This is a genomic window from Streptomyces sp. NPDC015130 (assembly GCF_043080005.1).
In the GTDB taxonomy this organism is placed as follows: Bacteria; Actinomycetota; Actinomycetes; order Streptomycetales; family Streptomycetaceae; genus Streptomyces.
Window position 1 is genome coordinate 527,299 of record NZ_JBIBVC010000004.1, and the last position, 24,277, is coordinate 551,575.

Annotated in this window: 27 protein-coding genes and 4 pseudogenes; 16 read left to right on the top strand and 15 right to left on the bottom strand. The window is 70.3% G+C overall.

Annotated elements, in window-relative coordinates; all coding sequences use genetic code 11:
* Window positions 1–70: 70 nt before the first annotated feature.
* Genes ACF08F_RS11100 through ACF08F_RS11110 form a run of 3 tightly spaced genes read right to left on the bottom strand, consistent with a single transcriptional unit; the run spans window position 71 to window position 4,196 of the window.
* Complete coding sequence (locus ACF08F_RS11100; RefSeq protein ID WP_392298219.1) at window positions 71–1,168, bottom strand: glycine betaine/L-proline ABC transporter ATP-binding protein; 1,098 nt, start codon at window positions 1,166–1,168, stop codon at window positions 71–73.
* Window positions 1,165–2,691: a GMC family oxidoreductase gene (locus ACF08F_RS11105; protein WP_392298220.1), complete on the bottom strand. Its 1,527-nt coding sequence runs from the start codon at window positions 2,689–2,691 to the stop codon at window positions 1,165–1,167. Before ACF08F_RS11105 ends, ACF08F_RS11100 begins: the two co-directional genes overlap by 4 nt.
* Complete coding sequence (locus tag ACF08F_RS11110) at window positions 2,688–4,196, bottom strand: aldehyde dehydrogenase family protein (RefSeq protein ID WP_392298221.1); 1,509 nt, start codon at window positions 4,194–4,196, stop codon at window positions 2,688–2,690. Before ACF08F_RS11110 ends, ACF08F_RS11105 begins: the two co-directional genes overlap by 4 nt.
* A 320-nt stretch (window positions 4,197–4,516) precedes the next feature.
* On the opposite strand from ACF08F_RS11110, the gene ACF08F_RS11115 reads away from it, so the two are divergent.
* On the top strand, window positions 4,517–4,768 hold the full coding sequence (locus tag ACF08F_RS11115) for a hypothetical protein (protein WP_392298222.1): 252 nt from the start codon (window positions 4,517–4,519) through the stop codon (window positions 4,766–4,768).
* Between the two features lie 17 nt (window positions 4,769–4,785).
* On the opposite strand, the gene ACF08F_RS11120 is transcribed toward ACF08F_RS11115, so the two are convergent.
* Complete coding sequence (locus ACF08F_RS11120) at window positions 4,786–5,091, bottom strand: hypothetical protein (protein WP_392298223.1); 306 nt, start codon at window positions 5,089–5,091, stop codon at window positions 4,786–4,788.
* 5 nt (window positions 5,092–5,096) lie between these two features.
* The gene (locus ACF08F_RS11125; protein ID WP_392298224.1) at window positions 5,097–5,792 is read right to left on the bottom strand and encodes a transposase; all 696 of its coding nucleotides are present in this window, start codon (window positions 5,790–5,792) and stop codon (window positions 5,097–5,099) included.
* Between the two features lie 367 nt (window positions 5,793–6,159).
* Between ACF08F_RS11125 and ACF08F_RS11130 the strand changes: the two genes are divergently transcribed.
* A complete protein-coding gene (locus ACF08F_RS11130) occupies window positions 6,160–6,414 on the top strand; it encodes a hypothetical protein (RefSeq protein WP_392298225.1) in 255 nt (84 codons plus the stop codon).
* A 387-nt stretch (window positions 6,415–6,801) separates the two neighbouring features.
* Here the strand turns inward: ACF08F_RS11130 and ACF08F_RS11135 are convergent, their stop codons facing one another.
* Window positions 6,802–7,416 (bottom strand): YdeI family protein, encoded by a 615-nt coding sequence (locus ACF08F_RS11135; RefSeq protein ID WP_392298226.1) that lies wholly within the window; start codon window positions 7,414–7,416, stop codon window positions 6,802–6,804.
* Window positions 7,417–7,650: 234 nt separating this feature from the next.
* Between ACF08F_RS11135 and ACF08F_RS11140 the strand changes: the two genes are divergently transcribed.
* The 7 genes from ACF08F_RS11140 to ACF08F_RS11170 all read left to right on the top strand — a co-directional run bounded on the left by ACF08F_RS11140 (window position 7,651) and on the right by ACF08F_RS11170 (window position 12,065).
* Complete coding sequence (locus tag ACF08F_RS11140; RefSeq protein WP_392298227.1) at window positions 7,651–8,127, top strand: hemerythrin domain-containing protein; 477 nt, start codon at window positions 7,651–7,653, stop codon at window positions 8,125–8,127.
* Window positions 8,128–8,195: 68 nt separating this feature from the next.
* Window positions 8,196–8,579 (top strand): hypothetical protein, encoded by a 384-nt coding sequence (locus ACF08F_RS11145; protein WP_392298228.1) that lies wholly within the window; start codon window positions 8,196–8,198, stop codon window positions 8,577–8,579.
* Window positions 8,580–8,660: 81 nt separating this feature from the next.
* Complete coding sequence (locus ACF08F_RS11150; RefSeq protein WP_392298229.1) at window positions 8,661–9,356, top strand: DUF6766 family protein; 696 nt, start codon at window positions 8,661–8,663, stop codon at window positions 9,354–9,356.
* Window positions 9,357–9,478: 122 nt separating this feature from the next.
* On the top strand, window positions 9,479–10,510 hold the full coding sequence (locus ACF08F_RS11155; protein WP_392298230.1) for a YihY/virulence factor BrkB family protein: 1,032 nt from the start codon (window positions 9,479–9,481) through the stop codon (window positions 10,508–10,510).
* A 76-nt stretch (window positions 10,511–10,586) separates the two neighbouring features.
* Window positions 10,587–11,096 carry a phosphatase PAP2 family protein gene (locus tag ACF08F_RS11160; RefSeq protein ID WP_392298231.1) on the top strand — a complete coding sequence of 170 codons (510 nt, stop codon included), beginning with the start codon at window positions 10,587–10,589 and terminating at the stop codon, window positions 11,094–11,096.
* 88 nt (window positions 11,097–11,184) lie between these two features.
* Complete coding sequence (locus ACF08F_RS11165; protein WP_392298232.1) at window positions 11,185–11,601, top strand: phage holin family protein; 417 nt, start codon at window positions 11,185–11,187, stop codon at window positions 11,599–11,601.
* Complete coding sequence (locus tag ACF08F_RS11170) at window positions 11,598–12,065, top strand: DUF3618 domain-containing protein (protein WP_392298233.1); 468 nt, start codon at window positions 11,598–11,600, stop codon at window positions 12,063–12,065. The genes ACF08F_RS11165 and ACF08F_RS11170 overlap by 4 nt, the downstream gene beginning before the upstream one ends.
* 320 nt (window positions 12,066–12,385) lie before the next feature.
* Here ACF08F_RS11170 and ACF08F_RS11175 read toward each other — a convergent pair whose 3' ends face one another.
* Entirely contained in the window at window positions 12,386–12,607 is a 222-nt protein-coding gene (locus ACF08F_RS11175; RefSeq protein ID WP_392298234.1) for a hypothetical protein, read from the bottom strand.
* A 560-nt stretch (window positions 12,608–13,167) separates the two neighbouring features.
* Here ACF08F_RS11175 and ACF08F_RS11180 point away from each other — a divergent pair.
* From ACF08F_RS11180 to ACF08F_RS11190, 3 genes are all read left to right on the top strand, one after another.
* Window positions 13,168–13,668 (top strand): metallophosphoesterase family protein, encoded by a 501-nt coding sequence (locus ACF08F_RS11180; protein ID WP_392298235.1) that lies wholly within the window; start codon window positions 13,168–13,170, stop codon window positions 13,666–13,668.
* 165 nt (window positions 13,669–13,833) lie between these two features.
* A complete protein-coding gene (locus tag ACF08F_RS11185) occupies window positions 13,834–15,084 on the top strand; it encodes a peptide ligase PGM1-related protein (protein ID WP_392298236.1) in 1,251 nt (416 codons plus the stop codon).
* Between the two features lie 235 nt (window positions 15,085–15,319).
* Window positions 15,320–15,793 (top strand): DUF5709 domain-containing protein, encoded by a 474-nt coding sequence (locus ACF08F_RS11190; protein WP_392298237.1) that lies wholly within the window; start codon window positions 15,320–15,322, stop codon window positions 15,791–15,793.
* 386 nt (window positions 15,794–16,179) lie between these two features.
* Here the strand turns inward: ACF08F_RS11190 and ACF08F_RS11195 are convergent.
* The 3 genes and pseudogenes from ACF08F_RS11195 to ACF08F_RS11205 form a co-directional block, all read right to left on the bottom strand.
* Window positions 16,180–16,491: pseudogene (locus ACF08F_RS11195) on the bottom strand (xanthine dehydrogenase family protein molybdopterin-binding subunit); the annotation flags it as partial.
* Between the two features lie 765 nt (window positions 16,492–17,256).
* Window positions 17,257–17,684: pseudogene (locus ACF08F_RS11200) on the bottom strand (nucleoside deaminase).
* On the bottom strand, window positions 17,681–18,505 hold the full coding sequence (locus tag ACF08F_RS11205; RefSeq protein ID WP_392298238.1) for an LLM class flavin-dependent oxidoreductase: 825 nt from the start codon (window positions 18,503–18,505) through the stop codon (window positions 17,681–17,683). The pseudogene ACF08F_RS11200 and the gene ACF08F_RS11205 overlap by 4 nt, the downstream one beginning before the upstream one ends.
* 34 nt (window positions 18,506–18,539) lie before the next feature.
* Between ACF08F_RS11205 and ACF08F_RS11210 the strand changes: the two are divergent.
* Window positions 18,540–18,785, top strand: a pseudogene (locus ACF08F_RS11210) (diaminopimelate decarboxylase); the annotation flags it as partial.
* A gap of 38 nt (window positions 18,786–18,823) precedes the next feature.
* Here the strand turns inward: ACF08F_RS11210 and ACF08F_RS11215 are convergent.
* On the bottom strand, window positions 18,824–19,282 hold the full coding sequence (locus ACF08F_RS11215; protein ID WP_392298239.1) for a VOC family protein: 459 nt from the start codon (window positions 19,280–19,282) through the stop codon (window positions 18,824–18,826).
* A 25-nt stretch (window positions 19,283–19,307) separates the two neighbouring features.
* On the bottom strand, window positions 19,308–19,829 hold the full coding sequence (locus ACF08F_RS11220) for a DUF427 domain-containing protein (protein WP_392298240.1): 522 nt from the start codon (window positions 19,827–19,829) through the stop codon (window positions 19,308–19,310).
* Window positions 19,830–20,115: 286 nt separating this feature from the next.
* On the opposite strand from ACF08F_RS11220, the gene ACF08F_RS11225 reads away from it, so the two are divergent.
* A complete protein-coding gene (locus ACF08F_RS11225) occupies window positions 20,116–20,700 on the top strand; it encodes a DUF4383 domain-containing protein (protein WP_392298241.1) in 585 nt (194 codons plus the stop codon).
* On the opposite strand, the gene ACF08F_RS11230 is transcribed toward ACF08F_RS11225, so the two are convergent.
* From ACF08F_RS11230 to ACF08F_RS11240, 3 genes are all read right to left on the bottom strand, one after another.
* Entirely contained in the window at window positions 20,671–20,955 is a 285-nt protein-coding gene (locus ACF08F_RS11230) for a hypothetical protein (RefSeq protein WP_392298242.1), read from the bottom strand. The two genes, ACF08F_RS11225 and ACF08F_RS11230, sit on opposite strands and share 30 nt — an antisense overlap.
* A gap of 446 nt (window positions 20,956–21,401) precedes the next feature.
* Complete coding sequence (istB, locus tag ACF08F_RS11235; protein WP_392298243.1) at window positions 21,402–22,199, bottom strand: IS21-like element helper ATPase IstB; 798 nt, start codon at window positions 22,197–22,199, stop codon at window positions 21,402–21,404.
* Between the two features lie 67 nt (window positions 22,200–22,266).
* The gene (locus ACF08F_RS11240; RefSeq protein ID WP_392298244.1) at window positions 22,267–23,280 is read right to left on the bottom strand and encodes a hypothetical protein; all 1,014 of its coding nucleotides are present in this window, start codon (window positions 23,278–23,280) and stop codon (window positions 22,267–22,269) included.
* A gap of 12 nt (window positions 23,281–23,292) precedes the next feature.
* Between ACF08F_RS11240 and ACF08F_RS11245 the strand changes: the two genes are divergently transcribed.
* Together ACF08F_RS11245 and ACF08F_RS11250 are read left to right on the top strand one after the other, a co-directional pair.
* Window positions 23,293–23,550: a hypothetical protein gene (locus ACF08F_RS11245; protein ID WP_392298245.1), complete on the top strand. Its 258-nt coding sequence runs from the start codon at window positions 23,293–23,295 to the stop codon at window positions 23,548–23,550.
* Between the two features lie 103 nt (window positions 23,551–23,653).
* A pseudogene (locus ACF08F_RS11250) lies at window positions 23,654–24,151 on the top strand (transposase); the annotation flags it as partial.
* Window positions 24,152–24,277: the final 126 nt, after the last annotated feature.

The window sequence follows — 24,277 nt, forward strand, 5'->3', positions numbered from 1 at the left end:
GTCGTGCCGGCTCCCTGGGCGCCGGTACGGGTCGTGCCGCACGGCGGCGGCCAGGTCGTAGGGGAGTACATCAGGCCACCGCCTTCCCCGCCGCGGCCGGTACGCCGGCGACGACGCCCAGGAGTGCCGCGTGGTCCACCACGCCGAGGCACCGGCCGTCCTCGACCACCCGCGCGTTCTCGCCCGTCCGGGCGACCGCTTCGATGGCCTCCTGGACGGTGGCGTCGGGGGCGAGCGCCGGGCCGGCCCCGTGTTCCTCCGCGGACGCGGGACGCATCGCCGAGCGCACGGTCAGCACCTGCTCGCGCGGCACGTCACGGACGAAGTCCCGGACGTAGTCGTCGGCGGGGGAGCCCACGATCTCCTCCGGCGTACCGAGCTGCACGATCCGGCCGTCGCGCATCAGCGCGATGCGGTCGCCGAGCCTCAGCGCCTCGCTCAGGTCGTGCGTGATGAAGACCATCGTGCGCCCCTCCTCCCGGTGCAGGCGCACCACCTCCTCCTGCATGTCCCGGCGGATGAGCGGGTCCAGCGCGCTGAACGGCTCGTCGAACAGCAGTACTTCCGGGTCCACGGCCAGCGCACGGGCCAGACCGACCCGCTGCTGCTGACCGCCGGACAACTGGCCCGGCCTGCGCCGCTCCATGCCCGCGAGGCCGACCTTGGCGACGAACTCCGCCGCCCGCTCGCGCCGTTCGCCGCGACCCACGCCCTGGATCTCCAGGCCGTACGCGACGTTGTCGAGCACGGTGCGGTGCGGCAGCAGACCGAAGTGCTGGAAGACCATCGAGGCCCGGTGCCGGCGCAGTTCGCGGAGCCGGCGGGGGTCCATGGACAGGACGTCCTCGCCGTCGATGGAGACCGTGCCCGACGTCGGCTCGATCAGTCTGGTCAGGCAGCGCACGAGCGTCGACTTGCCCGAGCCCGACAGGCCCATGACGACGAAGACCTCACCCTTCGCGACGTCGAAGGAGACGTCGCGGACGGCGGCGGTGCACCCGGTGCGCTCACGCAGCTCGGCCGCGTCGAGCCGCGCGAGGTCCTGGTCGCGGGGCACGCGCTCGGCTCTGGGTCCGAAGACCTTCCACAGACCGCGTACGGAGAAGACGGACCCGTCGGCCGTCGGGGACGGCGTGGTGGTGCGAATCGGGGCGTACGGAGAGCTCATCGGGTCGTACCTCCCAGCAGGTCGGCGCATTTCTCGCCGACCATGAGCACGCCGATCATGGGGTTGACGGCGGTCATGGTCGGGAAGACGGACGCGTCGGCGATCCGGATGCCGTCGAGGCCTCGGATCCTCAGGTCGGGTGCGACGACGGCGAGTTCGTCGTCGACTGCACCCATCCGGCAGGTGCCGGCCGGGTGGTAGACGGTGTGCGCGACGTGCCGGGCGTAGGCGCTGAGCTCCTCGTCCGAGGTGACCTCCGGCCCCGGGCACACTTCGCGCTTCAGCCAGCCGGCCAGGGGTTCGCTCGCCGCGATCTGCCGGGCGATGCGGATCCCGTCGACGAGGGTCCGGCCGTCGTGGTCGTCCTCGTCGGTGAAGTACCGGAAGTCCAGCGCGGGCTTGACCTCGGGGTCGGCGCTCGTGAGGTACAGCCGGCCGCGGCTGCGCGGCTTGGGGATGTTCGGTGTCATCGACACGCCGTGCGCGGGCCGTTCGTAGCCCAGCCGCTGCGGGTTGTCGGTGAAGGGGATCTGGTAGAAGTGGAACATCAGGTCCGGTCCATCGGACTCCGGGTCCCGGCGGACGAAGAGACCGGCGTCGGAGTCCATCGCGGAGTTCTCCGGGATCGGGCCGTGGGTCTCCCACACGATGACCGACTCGGGGTGGTCGAGCAGGTTCTCCCCGACGCCCGGCAGGTCGTGCACGACGGGTATGCCGAGCTTCTCGAGATCGGCGCGCGGCCCGACTCCGGAGTGCAGCAGCAGACGCGGGGTGTCCACGGCGCCCGCGCACACCAGGATCTCGCGCCGGGCGCGTACGACGTGTTCCGTGCCGTCCTTCGCGCGGATGTGTACGCCGGTCGCCCGGGTGGCCTCGAATTCCAGCCGGAACGCCCAGGTCTCCAGGGCGATGTGCAGGTTCGGCCGGTCCAGGAACGGGTGCAGATAGGCGACGGAGGCGGACGACCGCTTGTTGTTCTCCGGGTGGTAGGCGAGGTCGAAGAAGCCGACGCCCTCGTGGAACGGCTCACGGTTGAAGCCCTCGACGCGGGGCACCCCGAGCGCGGCCTGCGCCGCGTCGACGAAGTCCCGCGCGATCGCGTTCCGGTCCGCCTCGTCGACGGGCACGATGTTGTTGCGCAGCCGGGCGAAGTAGGGGTCCATGGCGGCGGCGTCCCAGCCCTCGGCACCGGCCTCGGCCCACTCGTCCCAGTCGGAGGGAAGGGGCTTGAAGGCGATGAGGGTGTTGTGCGAGGAACAGCCGCCCAGCACGCGGGCCCGGCTGTGCCGGATGTACGAGTTGCCCCGGGGCTGCTCGGTGGTGGGGTAGTCGTAGTCCAGCTCGCCCCCGAGCAGGCCCATCCAGCGGCGCAGGGTGAGGACGTCGTCGCGGCCGACGTCGCTGGGGCCGCCCTCGATGACGGCGACGGTGACGTCCGGGTCCTCGGTCAGCCGGGAGGCGATCACCGACCCCGCGGTGCCGCCGCCGACGACGACGTAGTCGTACACGTGATGGTCGTTCATGCCTGGTCCTTCTGCGTCTCGCCCGCGAACCAGCGCACGGGGCGCGGAGCGAGGTTCCGGTAGATGTGCTTGGTCTCGCGGTACTCGGCGAGACCGCTCGGGCCCAGTTCCCGGCCGATGCCGGACTTTCCGAAGCCGCCCCACTCCGCCTGCGGCAGGTACGGGTGGAAGTCGTTGATCCAGACGGTGCCGTGGCGCAGCCGGGCCGCGACCCGCCGTCCGCGGTCCTCGTCCGCGGTCCACACCGCTCCGGCGAGGCCGTACTCGGTGTCGTTGGCGAGGGCGACGGCCTCGTCCTCGGTCTCGAAGGTCTCCACGGTGAGGACGGGGCCGAAGACCTCCTCGCGGACGACCCGCATGCGCCGATGGCAGCGGTCGAGGACCGTGGGCCGGTAGAAGTAGCCCACCCCGGCGGGCCGCTCACCGCCCGCCCGCAGCACCGCGCCCTCGTCGAGGGCCGAGGCGACGTACTCCTCGGTCCTCGTCAGCTGTGCCGCGGAGACCAGCGGACCGCACTCGACGCCCTCGGCGGTGCCGCGTCCGAGCCTGATGTGGCGGGCCCGGCGGGCGAGTTCGGCGACGAAGCGCTCGCGGAGCGACGCCTCGACGATGAGACGGGAGCCGGCGGAGCAGACCTGTCCGCTGTGGATGAACGCGGCGTTGAGCGCCTGGTCGACGGCGGTGTCGAACCCCTCGGGCGTCGAACAGGCGTCGGCGAAGACGACGTTGGGGTTCTTGCCGCCCAGTTCGAGGGCGACCTTCTTCACGCTGTCGGCAGCCGCCCTGGCGACCTTCGTCCCGCTGACGAGACCGCCGGTGAACGAGACGAGGTCGACGTCGGGGTGCTCGGCGAGCCGCGCGCCGACGGTGTCGCCGGGGCCGGTCACGATGTTGGCCGCGCCGAGGGGAAGTCCGGCCTCCAGGAGCAGTTCGACCAGGACCACGGTGCTCAGCGGGGTGATCTCGCTGGGCTTGATCACGAACGTGTTGCCGGCGGCGAGGGCGGGCGCGATCTTCCAGCTGGCCTGGAGCAACGGGTAGTTCCACGGTGTGATCAGGGCGCAGACCCCGACCGGCTCGTGCACGACGACGCTGCGGATCTCGTCCGATCCGGCGTCGACGACCCGTCCGCCGCCTTCGTTCGCGACGAGGTCGGCGAAGTAGAGGAAGGCGTCGCGAACGCAGTCGACGTCGATACGGCCCTCCTTCAGCGTCTTGCCCGCGTCCTGGCTCTCCAGGGCGCCGATCCGCTCGCGGTCACGCTCCAGCAGGTCGGCGACCCGCCGCAGCAGGGCGGCGCGCTCGGCGACCGGCGTACGGGGCCAGGAACCGTGGTCGAAGGCGGCCCGCGCCGCGGCCACGGCGTCGTCCGTGTCCTGGACACCGCCCTCGGCCACGACCGCGAAGGCGGTCGCGTCGGCGGGGTCGATGATCTCGCGCGTGGCTCCGGACAGGGCTGCGCGCCACTCTCCGCCCACATGGATGGTCTGTTGTGCTGCCGTCACGTCGGGTCTGGCCTTCCGCTCACTGAGTCCCCCTGCCGGTTGTCCGGCGAACCGGCCGCCTGCCCCGACGTCTGCAACCCATGCGCAATGCATTACTGAGAGTGACCCACCTCACTATCAAGAAGGGGTGAAAAGGGTCATTGCGGAATGTTTGAGTGAGTGGGGTTCGACGGTTCGGCGGGTGCTGCCGCGCCTGGCCGAGGGAAACGGCAGGGGGCCGTCGGACCGGAGTCAGGGCGCCCGGAACCGGCTCGGACCCTCACTATGCTCCTATTGATCGTCAAGCGTGGGGAGTCGTAGGAGCGCGGTACCTTCACTCCATGTCGTTTACTCCCGACCGCGAGGTCCGTAGCCGCGACGAGCTGGTCGCCGTCGTCCGAGAACTGCACCAGGATTACCTCCGCCGGGGGCACGAATGGGAGAACCAGAGCCTCGACCGGTTCCTTGAGGCCCTCGCGGCCTGGGTGGATGACTCGCCGGGCTGGTATCGCAACGTTGGGAAGCAGCTTCCCGAGGGCGGGGACTGGACCTTCCTGGCCAGAGCCCTTCAAGCCGCCACCGTCTATGAGTGAGGCCGCCACTGAATCGGTCAGGCCGTGGTGAGCCAGTCTCGGTAGGCGCTGGCGAGGTCGTCGTCGCGGCGTGTGCCGCGTTCGACGCAGGAGATCACCGCCGGCCAGACACCGAAGCGCTCGGCGACGGTGGTGAGGGTGATGTTCCTGGCCTGGCGTGCGGGCCGGAGGTCGGAGACGTCCGGGACACTGACCGGTGTGGTGAGGTAGCGGAAGATCTCCCGGGCGATGGCCCGCTTGAGCAGGCGGATGATCTCCTTCTTCGTGCGTCCGGCGGCTGTCTGCCGGGCGACGTGGTCACGGGTGCGGGCGTCGCTGGACATGTGGATCAGAGGGATGCGGTAGAGGGCGGGGTTCGCTCCGCGGTCACCGCCCGGGAGAGACGGTGACGGTTGGTCCTGCCGCTGGAGGCGGGAACGGGTGCGACGCCGCAGAGCGCTGCGAAGGATGCCTCCGTGCGCAGGCGGTCGGGGTTGCCGCCGGCGGTGACCAGGAGCTGGGCCGCGGTGTCGGGGCCGACACCGAACGCTGAGCGAAGGCCGGGGTTGTTGTCGGTGGCGGCTGTGTCCAGGGCCGCGGTGAGAGTGTCGTGTTCCGCGGTCAGGTCCTGGACCCGGCGGGCGAGGGTCTTCAGCGTGGTCAGGAGGGCGACGCGGGGTCCGTCGCCGGTGGGACGCAGCCGGGTGATGGCGTCGACCTGCGTCTTGCCGCGCAGGGCGGCGTACTTGACGCGGATGTCGTCCGGGGCGGTGATGAGGACGTGCGCGATCTGGTTCAGGGTGGCGGTGCGGGTGAACCAGAGTCCGTAGGAGGAGGTTCCCTCGACCCCGACGGCGGTCACGATGCCGTGGGCGTTCAGGAACGCGATCGCCGCGGCATACCCGGCTTGCGTCGTGGGGAACTCGGCGTCGGCCACGTGGCCGCCCCGGTCGGTGATGACAGCAACGTGGATCGTGTCCGCATGGGAGTCCACCCCGCCGAACACCGCATCCGGTTCTGCGGCGGGGGTGTTCGTCACGGTCATGCTGTCAGCTGCCTTCCCGGGCTGCAGGTAGCGCCGGCCGGGTGGGTCAGACAGGACATTGAAGGGGCCGCTGGCCGAGCTCCTATGAGGTCATGCTCCACCTGGCCGGAGCCATGGAGAACGGGTCCCGGAGGTCGGACGGAACAATCCCAGGACAGCCCAGCAGGGCGTCAGTCAGACCCTGAGCCACGACCACCGGAACCCGCTACGAGTATCAATGTCAGACCCATCCCGTAGAACGGGGTCATCGCAGTCGAGTCGTGAACCAGGACTCCCCTCCGTGCCGACGAGAGAACGGCGGCGGAGCCGGAGTCCCGGGGCGACCTGACGACGCCGTCCTCCGCCGAACTCGGGAGATCGCCCCGCCATGAGCACGACCCTCACGCCGCGCCGCGCACCGTCCTTCGGAGACCGGATCGCCGACGCGGTCCTGGACGCCGCATACGAGACGCAGCGGCTGTACGGTCACGGCGCCTTCGGTGTTCCCTGCCCCGCGTGCGGAGTGCCGGCCGGGACGCTGTGCCTGGCCCGCCGCAGCGTGCACGCCGAGCGGCGCGGGGCGTACCGGCAGGTCCTGGAGGGCCGCACGCTCGTCCCGCTGCTCGTCGCGGCCGACCGGTGACGTCTACACCGGCAGTCCGGTTGCCGAGGCCTGGCTCGCCGCCGACACCACCCTCCGCTCGGCGACCGGCACCGGCGTCGACTTCCTGCCCGGGTGGGACGGCGACACCGTCTGCGAACTCCTCGACCGCACCCGCGTCGACAAGTGCGGCACGGCCGGCGACACCCCCCTCCTCACCGGCGCCGGCGTCTCCTCGGGACGGCGGAGGCCGACCGATCGGAATGACGGCCCTCCCGTGACCCGCGATGGGCAGCTAGTGCGGGACCGGCGCCAGGCCGTGGACGGCATCTGACGATCCGATGATGGAAAAGGCGCTCTTGGTGGCGTCGCGGTCCACGGTATTCGGGAACTTCGCTGCGACGTTTGTCCGTCCCGGCAGACGCCCGGTCACGACGTCGGCGGGTCCGCCGGCTTGGCTCGCTGCGGGTGGACCGTCTCGTGCCGGACCAACATCGCCACGCACGCGGCGATCTTCCGGGTGCGTGTCTCGGCCCGCTTGGCGGCGTTGACCCGGCTGATGAGGGCGAAGCGGTTGGCCTTGGTGAGCACCTCGAACATGGCCTGCGCCGCTGGTTCGGCGGCGATCGCGGCTTGCAGGTCGGCCGGCACCTCCGCTTCCGATGACGGCGCATAGGCGGCCGTCCACCGGCCGTCGGCTTTCGCGGCGTCCACAGCGGCGCGACCGGCAGGCAGCATCAGGCCGGCCGCCTCCAACCGGGCCACGTTGGCGACGTTGCGCTGGGACCAGACACTGCGGGGCCGACGAGGGGTGAGCCGCCTCCAGGAACTCTCCTCGTCGCGCTTGCGGGCTTGCCCGTCGATCCAGCCGAAGCACAGTGCCTCGTCGACCGCCTGCTGCCAGGTCAGCGTGGTGACGGAGCCACCCTTCCTGGTCAGGGCGAGCCACACGCCAGGGGAGGTGGTGTGGTTGTCCAGCAACCATGCGCGCAGCGCCGCGCTGTCAGCAACGATCAACTCATCCAGCTCGGTTCCGGTCACCACCACAGGTTAGTGCCGCAACCCGGTGCTGCCTGTCGCGGTGACTCGTTGAGCCCGCAGCGTCGGTGTCGGCCAGGTGTGGCGGCATGGTTCGTGCTGCGCCGCAACAGGGTGGCGGTGGGCCACCAGGTGGGTGAGTTCCTCGGGCCCGGCGCGAACCTCGTGGGGACGCCGGGTAGCGGACAGGCACTGGCACGGCGTGGGCCGTCGCGCTGCCTGTCGATAGAGGAGATCTTGTTGGACGCCATCGTGCTGTTGCGTGAAGACCACAAGACGGTGGAGAAGCTTTTCAAGGCGTTCGAGAAGACCGAGGACGAGGACACCGCGGAGCGGCGGCGGATCGTCGACGAGGTGATCGAGGAGCTCACCGTCCACGCCTGGATCGAGGAGCAGTACTCGTACCCCGCCGTCCGCGAGACCGCACCGAACATCAAGGATCACGTTCCGGAGAGCGTCGAGGAGCACCACGCGGTGGTGTGGACGCTGTCCGAGCTGAAGGCCATGGACGCCTCCGACGACCGGTTCAAGGCCAAGACGACCGTCTCGATGGGGCAGGTGCGCCACCACGTCGAGGAAGAGGAGCAGGACCGGTTCCCCGACGTGCGCAAGGCGATGGGCCGCAACCGCCTCCAGGAGCTCTGCGCCCAGCTGGAGGACGCCAAGGAACAGGCGCCCCGCGACCGGCTGAAGGTTCCCAGCGCGGCATCGAAGTGATCACCGCCATCAGGTCGGGCCGCTCATCCTCCCGGAGGCCGGGGCGGGCCTGGTGCTCGATGGGGGTGGTGGCTGGGTTGATCCTGGCGTTCGGCGGGTGTGGGGCACCGGGCCCCCGGGAGGCGGACGCGCTCTCGGCCGCCCGGAACTTCCAGGCCGCCCTGAGTGAGGCCGGCTTCGGACGGGCCTGCGCCCTGCTGGCGCCGGAGACCCGGGAGGAGGTCGCAGGCGACGCCGGCGACTGCGCGAAAGGGCTGGCTCAGGAGCAGGTGCCGGTCGCCTCCGGCGATGCCGCGGATGCCGTCGCGGAGGTCTACGGGCGGCAGGCCATGGTGCGCCTCAGCGGCGACACCCTGTTCCTGTCGCAGTTCGAAGCGGGGTGGAAGGTCGTCGCGGCCGGGTGTACGCCGCGCCCGGACCTGCCGTTCGACTGCACGGTCGAGGGAGGCTGACGTGCGCGGACTGTTCATCACCGTCTTGGCCGTCATCATCGTCGGCCTGGGCTACTTCACCACGATCGGACTGCTGCAGCGATGAGCACACCACAGGGCCGAGCGGGCAGTTTCTGGCGGGACAACAGCCTCACCCTGGCCTTCGGGGGAGCGTTCCTGGTCGTGCTGGCCTGCCAGGCGATCGCCGGGCGGGCGGAGTTCAACGAGCAGCTCGCCACCGCCGGACTGCAGCAGGTCACCTTCGCCCAATACCTGACCTCGTCCGACTTCGCCGTCGACGTCACGGAGAACTGGCAGTCGGAGTTCCTGCAGTTCTTCCTCTACATCTTCGGCACCGTCTACCTCCTCCAGCGCGGCTCCCCCGAGTCCAAGGAGCTCCACAAGGCCGGCACGGAAAGCGATCGCGACCAGCGCATGGGCGAGCACGCCCGCGCGGACTCGCCCCGCTGGGCGGGCGCCCGGGGCTGGCGCCAGGGGCTGTACTCCCGCTCGCTCGGCATGGTGATGGCGCTGCTGTTCCTGCTGTCCTGGCTGGCCCAGTCGATCTCGGGCACCGCCGCCTACAACGCCGAGCAGCTGCGCGACCTGTCTGCGCCGGTCAGCTGGGCGGCGTATCTGGTCTCCGCGGACTTCTGGAGCCGGACCCTCCAGAACTGGCAGTCCGAACTCCTCGCGGTGGCCGCCATGGTCATCCTCTCCGTCTACCTGCGTCAACGCGGATCACCCGAATCCAAGCCGGTCGGTGCGCCACACTCCGCCACGGGCGTCGAAGGCTGACCCAAGGCGGCATGATCATGGGCTTGCATCTGCGCCTGGGACACTGCCCCACGCCACCGGCTCGTCCCACACTTCCCTGGCGTGAGCTGCATGGGAGCGACGGGAGTGGAAAAGCGCCGCCTATGGAACGCAGAAGGACGCCGCAGCCCGAGGACGACCTCCGGCCCGCCGACGAATCCGCGGGTCCGGACCGGCAGGTGGAGGCGAGGGCGCCGGACCGGCCCTCCGAGTTGCCCAAGCGGTCCTGGAAGGCGGTGCTGCGCGGGACGCTGAAGGAGTTCAAGGACGACGAGCTCGCGGACCGTGCGGCCGCGCTGACCTACTACGGGGTGCTGGCCCTCTTCCCCGCGCTGCTGGTTCTGGTGTCGCTGCTGGGCATCGCGGGCGAGTCCGTGACCGAACAGGTCCTGGACAACCTGCAAAAGCTCACCCCCGGGGCGGCTCGGGACGTGATCAGCAACGCGGTCCAGCAGCTGCAGGGCAACGCCGGGCTCGGCTCGCTGCTGGCCGTCGTGGGCGTGCTGGTCGCGATCTGGTCGGCCTCCGGGTACGTCGCCGCGTTCATCCGCGCCTCGAACGCCGTCTACGACATGCCCGAAGGCCGACCGGTGTGGAAGGTCCTGCCCCTGCGTGTCGGACTGACCGTGGTGCTGATGGTCCTCGCCGTGGCCAGTGCGCTGATCGTGGTGTTCACCGGCGGTCTGGCCCGGCAGGCGGGCTCGGCACTGGGGGTGAGCGACACCGCGATGACAGTGTGGGCGATCGCGAAGTGGCCCGTCCTGCTGGTCCTGGTGACGGTCATGATCGCTCTGTTGTACTGGGCGGCGCCGAACGCGAAGGGCCGCGGCTTCCGATGGGTGACGCCGGGCAGCTTCCTGGCACTGGTGATCTGGATGATCGCCTCGGCCGGGTTCGCGTTCTATGTCGCGAACTTCGGCTCGTACAACAAGACGTACGGCACCCTCGGGGGCCTGATCATCTTCCTGGTGTGGTTGTGGATCACCAATCTGGCCGTCCTGCTCGGCTTGGAGTTCGACGCCGAGATGGTGCGCCAGCGGGCGATCGCCGGTGGGCAGCCCGAGGACGAGGAGCCGTACGTCGAGCCCCGCGACACCCGGGCGTGGAGTGATGAAGACCGGCGCCAGATGGAATGAGCGGCGGTCGTGTCGCTGAGGGGAGCCGAACACGGATATGAGGGTGCTGGCGGGGCTGAAGGGCTGTGATCACCAGTTGACCCGGCGCCTGGCGGCCTGGGACTCCCCGGCGGTGCGCGGCCTGCTGCCCGCGGTCGAGGAAGCGGCCGAGCACACGAAGTTGTGGTGGGCTGCCGCCCTGGTCATGGCTGTGAGGGGAGGCCGGCGGGGCCGCAGGGTCGCAACTGGTGGGGTCCTGGCCATGGCGGTGGCCGAGCTGTTGTCCAACGGGGTCGCCAAGCAGCTGGTCGAGCGGCGTCGGCCGCCCGCGGAGCGGATTCCGCACGGCGATGTCGAGGACCGCCCGCACAGTTCGTCGTTCCCCTCCGGGCACACCGCCGCCGCTGTGGCGTTCACCGCCGCTGTTGCCCTGTCGGGGCCGTGGGGCGGGGCCGCGTGCGCGGTCCCGACGGTGCTGGTGGCCGTCGAGCGGGTGCACAGCGGCGCCCACTACCCCTCCGACGTGGCGACCGGAGCCGCGATCGGCGCCGTGGCCACGGCCCTGGTCCGTACCGCGCCCCGCCTTCTGGTCAGCTGCCGGCGATGACGGCGCGTGCCCGAGGGGGTGACCGGCGCCCGGCAGGGTATGCGTGGCCCGGAACCCCTGACGAAAATGGAGGAAGGTGACGAGTTCGATGAGCGCCACGGAAAGCCGGCTCGGCCGCGGCAACGACGAGTCGGTGGGTGACCTCGTAACGCGGGCGTCGCAGCAGATCTCGGTGCTGGTCCGTGAGGAGATGCAGCTGGCCCGCGCCGAGATGACCCACAAGGGCAAACGTTACGGGCGGGGCGGCGGCCTGTTCGGCGGCGCGGGCCTTGCCGGGATCCTGGCCGCCCAGGCTCTGGTCGCCGCCGCGATCGCCGCCCTCGCGCTGGTCCTGCCGGTCTGGGCCTCGGCTCTGATCATCGCCGCCTTGCTGGCGGCCGTCGCCGCGGTGGTGGCCGTGGCCGGGAAGAAGCAGATCGCCAAGGCCGGCACCCCCGCCCCCGAGCAGACCATCGACAGCGTCAAGGCCGACGTGGCCGAGATCAAGGAGGCAGCACACCGATGAGCACCCCTTCCCATGGCAACAAGAAAGCCGTGCCTACTCCCGAGGAGCTGCGCGAACAGGTCGAGCACACCCGCGACGAGCTCGGCCAGACCATCGAGGCGCTGGCGGCCAAGGCCGACGTCAAGGCCCAGGCCAAGGAGAAGGCGGCCGAGATGAAGGAGCAGGCCGCCGAGAAGGCCACCCTTGTCGGCGATCAGATCCGAGAGAAGGCATTCCACGCCGCTCGGCGGGTCAAGGACAAGGCCCCTGATCCGGTCCTGGACAAGGCCGCCCACGCAGCGGCCCAAGTCCGCGACACCGCTACCCGCGCCGGACAGTTCGCCACCGAGAAGACCCCGGAGCCGTTCCGTGAGAAGGCCGAGTCGGCCGCCGTCATGGCGAAGGCCAACCGCACCCCGCTCATCGCCGCGGCCGTCGCGTGCGTCGTTCTCCTGCTCCTGCGCCGCAACCGGAGGCGCCGGTGAAGCATCCAAGAACGCCTGCAAACCACTCCACAGTCACATTCCGCGATACGAGACGGCGTACGGTGCGCCGGACGTATCCCACGCAGGAGACCTCCGGCAGACGAACGGCGGGCTGCTGCACAGTCACTCGCACCCGCGCACGATCCGTGCTCGCCGGCACAGGCGCTGGTCGAGAGGCTGAGGCCCTGAACGCTTCGGCGCGCCCAGGCCTCGATCTGTGGCCTGCCGGAGAATCCGTCGCGGCCCCGTTCGACGCTCGACGTGGAGCGAGCCGCTCGGTGGGACCGCGCAGTCGACGGTGTCCAACGCTGCTCTTGCGGTCACCACACGGGGTGGACGTCGTGGCTGTCGTAGCGGGAGCCGGTGTCGGTGATCCACGGCCTGAAGCGGCCGGGGCCGGATGTTTCGTGGGCGTAGGCCACGATTTCGTCCGTCTCGTCGGTGACGATGACGGCTCCGGCCCGCTGGGCGCAGCGCAGGGCGTGTGTCCAGTGGCGACCGCGGTGGCCGGAGCGGTAGTCGGGGGTCTTGCACTGGGGCATCGGGGCTCACCGCCATGTCACGTGGAATGCCCGCCGTCGAGGAGATAGGGCATCCGATTGGTCTCGAACATGCTGAAATACCCGATTCAGGCACCTTTGAACATCATTCGAACATCAGGGTCGACAACAGCGTCAGCGCCGTCGTGGCAACGATCGATCGACAGTCGAAGTCACGATGTCGGCGCGCACCGGAGTGCCGGGTGCCCTGCCGAGCGAGACGGACGGTGGTGAAACGGTCACGGCCGGGCTGCGGGCGGGGCGACGACGCAGGTCGGCATCTGCACGCACGGCCCCGCTGGCGACGCGCGGCGTGGCGGCGCGGCGGCGCGGCGGCGTGGCCGCGGAGGAGGAAGAGACCGGTCTGCTCCTTCGCGCTCTGCCCCCTGAGTGACCGCCTGGGAACTGCGTGCCCGGCTCCAGGACCAGGCGAGCACGCAGACCCGGCGCCGCCCGCCGGCCGAGCACGTGCGCAAGCTGGTGGCCCCGGCACAGACCGCCGAGGTGCTGTACGGGCGGTGCCCTCGGGGCGTCGGTGGACGCGGCGGCCTACCGTGGGACGTATGCGGCTCCTGCTGACCTCGGACACCCATCTGCCCACCCGCGCCGCGTCCCTGCCGGAAGCCCTCATGGCAGCCGTCGACGACGCCGACGCCGTCATCCATGCCGGTGACTGGGTCGACGAAGCCACGCTCGACCTGCTGGGGTCGAGATCTCGTCGGCTGATCGGTGTGTACGGCAACAACGACGGCCCGGGACTGCGCCGTCGGCTCCCGGAGGTCGCCCACGCCGAGCTGGAAGGGGTGCGGTTCGCGGTCGTGCACGAGACGGGGGCTGCCACGGGACGGAAGCGGCGCTGTGCCGCGCGCTTCCCCGACGTGGATGTCCTCGTGTTCGGCCACAGCCACATCCCGTGGGACACCAGCGTCGGAAGTCTGCGCCTGCTGAACCCGGGCTCGCCCACGGACCGCAGACGCCAGCCTTTCTGCTCCTTCATGACGCTGACGGTGCTGGAGGCGAGGCTGTACGACGTGACGCTCCATCGTCTGCCCCCGCGGCGATGACGCCTCCCGGCCCTCCGCCCCGAGAGCTCCTGCACCGTCGGGCAGACCTGGCTGGGCGGCAGGCAGGTCGTCGGCCGAGGAGGGCTCCGCATGCCCGACCAGCGAGGCCGTCCCCGAGGCGGCGTGAAGGGAACGGCAGTGAACGAGCCGCATCCTGGTCCCCTGGTGCTTTTCGCCAACTTCCTGTCGGACTTGGCGGTGGACCTGGAGGAAGGCCGGGTGCTGGCGCAGTGGGCCCAGCAGGCGCCGCGTAAGGCGTGGCTGTTGCGGGCCGGCGACGCACTGGTGACCCCCGGATCGCTGAGCGAGGAGTTCCGGTGTTACGTGGGCGCCTTGACGGGGGTCGCCCGCGAACGGACAGCCGTCATCGAGGTGCCGCCCGCCGGTGCGGTACCGCTGGCCAGGGCGGTTCGCGAGGCCGGGCTGACGGACCGGGTGGCCGGCCACGCCCGTCAGCCGGGAACGGCACTGCTGCCGACCGCGCCCGACGCGTCCGCCGTCGCGTTCGCGCGTGAACTCGGGCTGACCGTCTTTCCGTACGCGACGGTCGACGAGGCCGCCGCCGCCCTGCCGGTGACGATGCTGCTGAACACGAAGGCCGGATTCCGGGAAGCCGCCACGCGACTGGCCTTGCGGCTGCCGGCGGGCCGGGCGTGCCGCCGTCCTGAAGTCGAAAGTGCCGTACGCCGGCTGCTCGAACAGCATGAGCGCGTGGTGGTCAAGCCCGACCGCTCCGCAGGAGGACACGGGATGCGATTCCTGTCCCGGCGGGACGTACGAGGACCGGGCCTGTCGCTCGGATCGGTCGGCGGCCCGCAGGGGACGTGGGTCGTGGAGGAGCATGTGGCCGTGGCCGAGTCGGTGAGCATCCAGATGGAGAACACGGTTTCGGGGACCAGGGCCCTTTTCACCGGCGCGATGCGGACGGAACACGGCTCCTTCACGGGATACGTGTCCCCCCTGCCGCCGTCGTGTGCGCACGTGGCCGGCGAGCTCGAGGAGTGGGGGCTCGGACTGGGCCGCCATCTGGCCGCGCACGGCCACCTCGGGCCGTTCGGACTCGACGCACTCGTCGACGTAAACGGAGTGCTGTACGCAGGCGAGAGCAACGTTCGCCGGACCGCCACCACCACGCCCCACGCCATGGTCACGCGCCTCACGGCCTCGGCGGGCGTGCCCCGGCCGGCATGGTCCGTGTCGAAGGGGCGCACCCGGTCGGCTTTCGGCCTGCCAGAGGCCCTCGACCGACTGAGAGCCCGCCGGATCACGTTCGACCTGGAGCGAGGGGAGGGCGTGGTGCTTTACGCGGGCGCCCCGCAGGACGGTCGCTCATGGCGCTACGCGGTCATCGCGGCACACCCGGACGGGGTGAGCGAGGGAGAACGCAGGCTGCGAGAAGCCCTCGGGATCGAGTGACTGAACGGTGGCCGCTTCCAGGAGCCCCGAAGATCGTCGCCGCATCCGTCGCCCCGCATGAACCGTCTCGTTCCGGGAAGACGCCGCCCTGCGCAGGCCGGGTACAGGGACATGCCACAGCCACGTGAGGAACGGGGGCCGTGGTCACCGCTGGGCACCGCGATCACCTACCTCGACGCGTGATCGCCGTACCCGCCTCGCCCGCGAGCTGACAGCATGGCGAAAGGAGCGCCGGATGAGCGGGAACCGGATGGCGGACGACGCCTATCAGCCCACAGGCAGCAACGAGGAGCAAGAGGACGCGGCGCCGCTGGACCTCCAGAACGCCGTGGACGACCGCACCTACGACGAGATGCTGGACGAGGGGTACTCCCCTCCCGAGAAGCCCATGGGCGTCACGAAACACGGGACGACGGCCGAGGAGCAGAAGGCCGGTGAATCGCTGGACGCCAGGCTGTCCCAGGAGGTTCCCGAGGTCGCGGAGCCCGGCGGGGACGGTCTGGGCGACCTGCCCGGCGGCCACGGAGAACTGATCGACAGCGAGGTGGGTACCGACCGCGCCGGGCGGCTGAGAGCGCCGGACGACGGCACCCGTACCGACTCCACCAAGGAACTGATCGCCCGGGACGAGGGCATCGACGGAGGCGCGGCGAGCGCCGAGGAAGCGGCCGTGCACGTTGTCGCGGGCGAAGACCCGGACTCGACGTGACGTGCCGCCCCGAGGACCGACTCGCCCAAGGAGACGAACTCGGTCACCGTGCCGTGGTTGCCGTCGGCGATGATCACCTGCTGGGTCAGGCGGGGGAGTCACCGGCGTGGAAGACCCAGGCGAAACCCCTGTCGATGGCGTCCCACACGTCGTGATCCGAGACGTCGATCGCCAGGGTGTGGCAGCTCCGCCCCGCCCTGATGGCTCGCGCCACCACGTAGGCCCGTGCCGGTCCGCTCCGTGCGACGGAGCGGACGGGCGGCGTGAGAGACCCCAACCGGCGCGGCCGGACGGCGCCGCCGGGCGCTCGACCGACCGTGTCGCACCGGCCCCCGCACCCCCTCGGCCGGACGGGCCGGGGAGGGGGAGGGGAAGCGCCGGATCGGTCAACCCTGCCGGCCCGGCTGGACGTGCAGGTGCGGCAGCAGGCGGTCCGGTGTCAGAGGCAGGTCGCGCAGGCGGACGCCCACGGCGTGGTGCACGGCGTTCGCCACGGCGGCCGCCGTGCCGACGATGCCGATCTCCCCGATCCCCTTGCTGCCCATGGGGTTGAGGTGGGGATCCTCCTCGTCCAGCCAGTGCGCCTCCAGGGACGGCACGTCGGCGTTCACGGGGACGTGGTACGAGGCGAGGTCCCGCTCCACGAACTCCCCGGACCGGGTGTCGAGGGTGCTGCCCTCGGTCAGCGCCATGCCTCCCGGGCTTGGATTCCCCACCTGCCGCACCTGCCCCGGCCGCCGGACCGGAGCTCACCCGTTCGGGGGGCCGTCCGACCGCCCACCGGCGTCGGGCCGGCGGCCCGGATCCGCACGGACCCCATGCGGCCACCGACACGAATCGTCGGGACGTGACCACCTCCCTCCTTACCGGGGCCCGTACGCGGTCCGTGCGCGCCCGGGGAACCCCACGGCGGCGAGGCTGATGACATCGCTCGCCTCGGCGTCGACGCGGACGACGGTGTCAGCTCGGTCCGCCCGCCGCCTCGCGGGCCGTGTCGAGGAACTGCTCCCGGGTGCATCACGGCGGCGCCGAGCAGGTGGAACCCCGGCCGGCCGGCGGGCGTCAGGCCCACGCTGCCCAGGCCCACGCCGGGGGAAGCAAGGCCGGCCGCGATGCGCTGGACCCGCCGGTCGTACTGGCTCCAGGTGAGGGACCGCCCCGTCGAGCGGCTCTTCACGGCGCCGCTGCCGGCGATGCGTCGGCGCCGACGGGATCTGCTGCTGCTCCAGTCGCGGTCCTGCTCGCCCTGGCCGTGGCAGGCGAGCAGCAGGACGTCGTTCCACTCACCGAGACCGGGTTGGGGCAGGAACCGAGGATCGCATCGCGGAACCAGCCGGTGAGAAGCGCGTCGGCGGCGGCGATGCGGTCACGGCCGCCGCTGTCGACGTGTCGGCCGACCCGCTGGCCGAGCCGAGCGACCGGCTCCAGGTCCTGTCGTCGCGGCCCGGCCCTGGGCCCGGCGGTCAGCGATAGTAGGGCTCGACCACGGCCCGTACCTCTTCGAGCAGCGCGGGACCGTCCTGCGGCACGGGCGGCCGGCCGCTGCCCGGCCTGATGTCCAGGAGCTGATCGTTGGAAAGGGCGAACACCACTCGCCGAAGCCCCGCCCATTGGATGGCGGCCTCGCACATCCCGCACGGCTGGCAGCTGGTGTACATCGTGGTGCCTGCCGCCGTCTGCGCGTCGAGTTCCCTTGCAGCCCACCTCGCCAGTTTGAGTTCCGGGTGCGCGGTGACGTCGTTGTCGGTGAGGGTGGTGTTGGTTCTCCGGCCAGGATCGTCCCGTCCGGTCCTGCCGACAGAGATCCGAAGGGCGGGTTGCCGCTCGCGCGTGCCTTGGCCGCGAGTGAGATGGCCTGTCGGAGGAGGGTGTGGTCGTCGGCTGTGGTCATGACTGCTCCATCGTGGTGCGGGGAGGGATGCCGGGCTCGCGGACGTGTGCGGCCACAGTGGCCAGGTCCTGCCAGGCCGCCTGTGGGTGACACGTCGCGCGGGGGTCGCCCGGGTAGGTGTCGAGGACGACGGACTTGGCGCCCAGCATCCGCAGCTGGTCGAGGTCTTCCATGATCTGGTCGATGGTGCCCTCACCGGCGAGCCGTCCCGCTCCGTCGACCGGTTCCTCGGTGAGCCGGAGGGCGATGCGGGGAGCCAGGGCGGGCGCGGGCAAGTCGTGCTCGTCCGCGTACGCCTCCAGCCTTCCTGTGGCTTCGCCCAGCCACGGCACGGTGGGGCGCAGCGGATGCCATGCGTCTCCAAGCAGAACGGCTCGGCGCAGCCCCGCGTCGCTGTTGCCGCCGACCCACACAGGGATCCGTCGTTCTCCGTAGGATGCGGTGTCCTTCCAGGCTGCCCGGATGCGCCGCAGGTGGTCGTCGGTCAGCTGTCCGCGGCGTGAGAACGGGATGTCGAGGGCGGCAAACTCCTGCCGCGCCCAGCCCACTCCCACGCCGAGGACCAGCCGGCCGCCGCTCAGTTCATTGAGATTGGTCGCCATTCGGGCGGTGAGCAGCGGGTGCCGGTAGGGAGCGATGAGGACCGTCGTACCGAGCCGGATCCGGCTGGTGAGGCCGGCCAGCCAGGACAAGGTGGTGAAGGGCTCGTAGAAGGGGGCCGGATAGCGCTCGGCGACGTCCGGCGTGATGGCTATGCGGTCCGAGATCATCAGTAGGTCGAAGCCCGGTTCCTCCACGGTCTGGGCCCAGCTTCGCAGCACGCCGGGGTCAGTGCCCGGCGCTCACCGACACCGGGAACCGGCCCTGCTCGACGGCCGCTACCAGGTGGTCACGGAGTTCGGCCGGTCGCTGCTCGCAAGAACAGATTCACCGCGGCGGTGGTCGAATGCCGGCCCAAGACTGCCACGTCCGTACGGCAGGACATCGCCGGCCCTTTGCTTCGCCGGGGACGCGGTGGCGCAGGAGCGCCTGCTGTCGAAGCTCGCGGAAGGGGCCCTGGTGGTGCTGCACGACACGGGCGCCCACTACGACGAACACCCTGTCCGCCCCTGGGGGAACCCGCCGGTCGGGCCGTCGGATCAGCCAGGCCGGTAGGTTCCCACGCTCCACTCGTGGCCCTCGGGGTCAAGGACCCGGGCGCGTCGCGTACCCCACTCGGTCGCTTCCGGCTCGATCACCGGGACCCCGCCCGCGGACACCGCGTGGAAGTACCACCGGTCCACCGCCGACGGGGAGGGGAGGCACAGGTACAGACCGTTCCCCGTACTGGTGCCGTGGAGGGCCGGCCTGCTGTACTCGGCGTGCGCGCCGGCCACCATCAGGACGACGTCCCCGCAACGGACCTCGGCGTGAGCGAGTGAACCGTCGTCGGCGTCCTGGCGCCGCACGAGCTCGAATCCGACCTCCGAGAGCCAGGCCAGCGCGGCCTCGGTGTCCCGGTAGCTGAGGTAGGCGTGGAGGTCCGCGGCCACGGTAGCGGGGCGGTCCGGATCCATCACGACCCCCGCGCCCCGCGTCGCCCGCGCTGTGTTCGTCATGACGTCCACCCTTCTTCGTGGGCGGTCACCAACCCCAGGTGCCGGGACCGCCCTTGAAAGGACCTTCGATCTCGTGCGTGATCCACCCGCCGTAGAAGTCGCCCTCCTGGGCGGTCACCAACTCGCCGTCGACCGTGCAGTGCGCCGCGGACGGATAGAAGGCCAGGTGGCCGCGGAGGGCTTCGTAGGAGCCGTGGGGCCGTTCGTAGCTCCAGGCGGCCCGCACCACCACCATGTCATCGACGACGACGTCCCAGTACGATGCCGCGCCCTTCCACTCGCAGTGGGTCCGGCCCGGCCGGGGCCGTAGGAACGAGCTGCGCACGTCGAGCCGGGGCACATAGAAGACGGGTGGGTGGCTCGTCTCCAGGACCCGCAGGCTCGAGCGCGTGTCCGCCACGACCTGTTCACCCACCGTGACCACCACGTGGCGGTCGTCTTTCCTCAGCTCCGGGGGTCGGGGGTAGTCCCACACGGACTCCGTCGGCCTCGCCCCGGAGTGGACGGGGCCGCGGAGGCCGTCCGGTGCGCAGTCCGCGTCATTCATGGGGGCCCGCCCTCACCGTTGGTCCGTCTGTCAGTCCGTAACCACACTTCTCCTTTAGGCCGACCCGCGGATGCGACACACCTCCCAGGGCCGCAGGCCCCGTGGATGCGCCGGGACCGCGCGAGGGCCTGCTCGGGTGAATGGGAACCCCTCCGGACGACGAAGTGCATCCCGACAGCGATCTATCAGGAAACGTCTTAGGGGCCGACCAAGGCGCCTCACGGAATCTCGTCCGCTCGGTACCCCCTCGCGGTACCCGCGGACGATGCGCGGATCGAGGACGATTGTGCGACTCAAAGACGAACTTCCCATGGACCATCACCTCGCCACGGTGTACCGCTGGGGCGCCGGCATCTGCGGGTGCATCCTGCTCGTGTTCGGCTGCCTCGGTTTCGCCGACGCGCTCAGCCCATTCCACACCTCCGGTGACCGCATCGCCGGGATGACCACCAACACCACCTTGAGCGTGATCTCGCTGGTGGTGGGACTCATCCTCCTGGTGGCTGCGGCCGTAGGAGGAAACGTCGCCTCCACCGTGAACATGGTCGTGGGCGGCTCGTTCCTGCTCAGCGGCTTCTACCACCTCTTCGTACTCGACCGCCCGGCGAACTTCCTCGACTTCGGTATGACCAACGTGATGTTCAGCTTCGTCATGGGACTGCTGATCGTCACGTTCGGGATGTACGGACGAGTGTCCAGCAAGCTGTCCCACGACAATCCCTACTGGCGCCGCCGGCATCCCCGTCAGGCTGCCGCGGAGTCGCTCGCGCGTCGTCGGGCCGTCAACGCGATCCCGGGTGAGGCGGAGCGCACCGCGTTGCCGATGCTCCCGGGCGCGGACTCACCCACGCTTTCGAAAGACCGTCGATGAACGAGTAGGCATCCCGTTGACGAACGCCAAGCTCACCGCTGTGCTGCTCGGAGTGATGCCAGAAGTTCCAGTAGTCGGTTCCCGCGGACGCGAACCTCTCCAGTGCGCCTCGGTTGAGGTGATGGTGCGTTCCCTGATCAGGTCCTCCTCGCTCAGGATGAGGCCAAGGAGGTCTTCGAGGAAGGCGATGATGATGCCGATCGGGCCGAGGGCGGCGGCCTCACGAGGGAACAAGACGATCTTGGTTGAGTCCATCAGGTACTCCGCCGTGTGCCAGGGATGCGGCGCCGAGGCGGAGTGGTGCGGTGTTCAGGCGCTGGTGGGCGAGGCACTGCGGTGGGATGTTGAGATGATGTGTCCGGCCTGCGGGTTTGCCCTGGCTGTGTGTGGCGGTGACCTGCCGGAGGAACTGCATGGCCGCCTGCTCTCCGAGCACGGGCGGGCAAGGTTGCAGGTAGCCCCGCCGGCGAAAAACGCCGCCATCATGCGGGTTTGCGGGCGGATCCGGCATCGGCTTGGGTGGCGTCCGGGCCGTTCTGGATCAGGTCTTGACCGGGCAGTACTCAGGGACCCTGCCTGAGATGGAGCTCCTGGCGCGGAAGCTGCGGGCATCAGGCATCGAAGCCGCCGCTTCACGGACGGCGGATTGAGTGAACCTGCCGGGCGGAACGACGGGCCGTCGGGGTAGGTAGCGGCAGAGATCAGCCGGCTTTGGCCGCCTCCTCAGCACGGGCTCGGGTGCTGGCGAGGCGGTAGGAGTCGGTGCCGGTCTCGATGATGGTGCCGTTGAAGGTGAGGCGGTCGACGATGGCCGCGCAGAGCCGAGGGTCGGTGAACGTCTTGGTCCAGCCGTCGAACGACTCGTTCGAGGCGATGGCGACGCTGTTCTTCTCTTCGCGTTCGGTCAGGACCTGGAAGACGAGTTCGGCGCCGTGGCGGTCGAGTTCCATGTAGCCGAGTTCGTCGATGCAGAGCAGGTCGACGCGGCCGTAGCGGGCGATCGTCTTGGAGAGCTGCTTCTCGTCGGCGGCCTCGACGAGCTCGTTGACGAGCTTCGTGGCCAGCACGTACTTGACCCGGTAGCCGGCCATCGCGGCCTCGGTGCCGAGCGCGATGAGCATGTGGGACTTGCCGGTGCCGGAGTCGCCGATCAGGCAGAGCGGCTGGCTCTTCTTGATCCATTCGCAGCTGGCGAGTGTGTGGATGGTGGCGGGGTCGATGTTCGGGTTGGCATCGAAGTCGAAGGTCCGCAGGGACTTGTCCCGGGGGAAACCGGCTGCCTTGATCCGGCGCTCAGAACGGCGTCGGGACCGGTCGTCGCACTCGGCCATCAGCAGCTCGGCGAGGAAGCCGCGGTAGGTCATCTGGTCCTTCAGCGCCCGGTCGGCGATGTCGGAGAACTCGTTTCCGATCGAGGGGAGCCGCAGCAGGCGGCAGGCGGTGTCGATGGCTGTGGTGGCGGCCTGCTCGGTCAAGCCTCGCTGGCGGGGCAGGGTCACTGTGCTTCTCCCTCGCGGTGTTCACCGCCGCTGGCGCGACGGTCTCGGAGCAGTTGGTCGTAGTGGGTCACCGAGGGCAGGGGCCTGAGGGCAGGGGCCTGGTGTCCGGGGGAAGATGGGCGAGCCGCCACTCGTGCAGAAACGTCACGGTCGCCCCCGCGGCACCCGCCGGCGAAGGATTCCCGGCGGGTTCGTCTTCGGCCTGGGCGATCTTGCGGGCTTCGAGGGCGACCGCGTCCGCGGTCAGGGCCCCGGCCCGCAGAGCCATCGCGAGGCCGGCGACCAGGTGCTCGTGCGAGACGTGGCGGGCCAGCAGCAGCACCTCGATCAAGGCCCGGGTGCCGGCGGTGTCGCCGTGGGCCTTGACCGCCGCGGCCCACCAGGCGTCATGGACCGGGGTGAACTTGCCTGCAGAGCGGGCCTGTTCGAGCGCCGTCGCGCCGGGGAAGGCCCCTGGCTTGCGGATCAGGGCCTCCAGGTAGTGGTCCAGATCCAGGCGGCAGCCGCCTTTCGCGATCAGACGCTCATGCCGGGCCACTTCCACGTTCCGGTCGTAAACCACCAGGTGGGAGGCGTGTAGCACGACCCGGACCCGCTTGCCGATCAGGCGGACCGGCACCGAGTAGCGGTTCGTGCGGACCGCGATCTGGCTGCAGCGGTCGACCCTCGGAGTGAAGGGCCGGCCTGTCTCGAACGGCTCCTCCGGCAGCGGCATCAGCAGCGGCCGCTCGACCTGGAAGTACTCGTCGATCGTCCGCGGCCGCGAACCGATCCGGCGTCGTCCGTCCCGCAGGTCCCACTGATCGACGAGCTCGTTCAGCTCGGCCAGCGACTCGACCTCGGGCACCGGCGTGAAGTGGTTGCGGCGGAAGTAGCCGATCTGCCCTTCCGCTCCGCCTTTCTCGTGGGCGCCCTCGATGCCAGGCCGGCAGTAGAAGCTCTCGATCCCGAAGTGCGACCGGAACGCGATCCACCGGTCGGCCTCAACCCTCGCCCGGCTCAGCCCCAGCACCTGGGCGACGGCGGCCTTCAGGTTGTCGTAACGGACTTTGCTCCGCGGGACCCCGGCCAGCGTTAGCAATGCCTGTGATCAATGCGCCTGGCCGCCTCCTTCCTGGCCGGGGAGAGCCGCACCTGGCAGGCGAACAGGGTCAGGATCATCGAAGAGGACTGTTTCGCCGACAAAGGCCGACTCATCGCGCCCTACAACACCACCGACTACCTTGACCGCGGTGTCGATGGTGCTCGGCCGGCCGGAAACCTCCCAGTCGTCGTCGATCTTCAGACAGGCGGATGTTCTTTCATCGGCTGGGAAGAAGCCGAGGATTTCATGGACCGGGACCTGCTCTGAGACGCCTCGAGTGTGGAGCTGGATGGTCCCGCGTCATCCGTTCCCATAAAGCCCTCTCATCGCCGGGCTCTCGTTGACTGCCCCAGTAAAAGGCTGTCCTCTTTTGGCCGGTGGGCCGGTCCGGTTAGTGATCACTGATGCGGTGTGGGACCGGATCGGGCCGTGGATGCCGGCCGATCCGGTCCGTGGTCGACGGTGGGCCGATCACCGTCGAACCTTGGAGGCCATCGCGTGTGAGTACGGCAGCTGGTCGACCTGGCGGGATCTTCCGGACGAGCTCGGCTCGTTCCCGGCCGCCCACGAAAGGCTGATCAGGTGGGCTGTGGACGGCACTGGGGAACGCATCTTTGCCGCGGCTCTGGCAGCGGCTGAGGGCGCTGATGCCATCGGCTGGACCGTGTCGGTGGTCTCCACCGTCTGCCGGGCTCATCAGCACGCCGCGGGTGCCGGGGGAAAGGGGCTCCAGGTCGGGGCGAAACCGGCGGCCGTGCGCTCGGATGCTCCCGCAGCGGCCTGGGCACAAAGGTTCATCTCGCCAGCGAAGGGCCGTGCACGGCCCTTGGCCCTTCGTGTCACCGAAGGCCAGGCGGGTGACGCCCCGGACGCTGCGAGTGGCACCGGCCCGCATCGCGCCGGTTCGATGGGCAGTTCCTGGAGGACTGCCCATCGAGCCCCCGATGCGTCGCTAGTTTCTCCTGCGGGGCGAGGCACGCTCCAGAACAGGGAG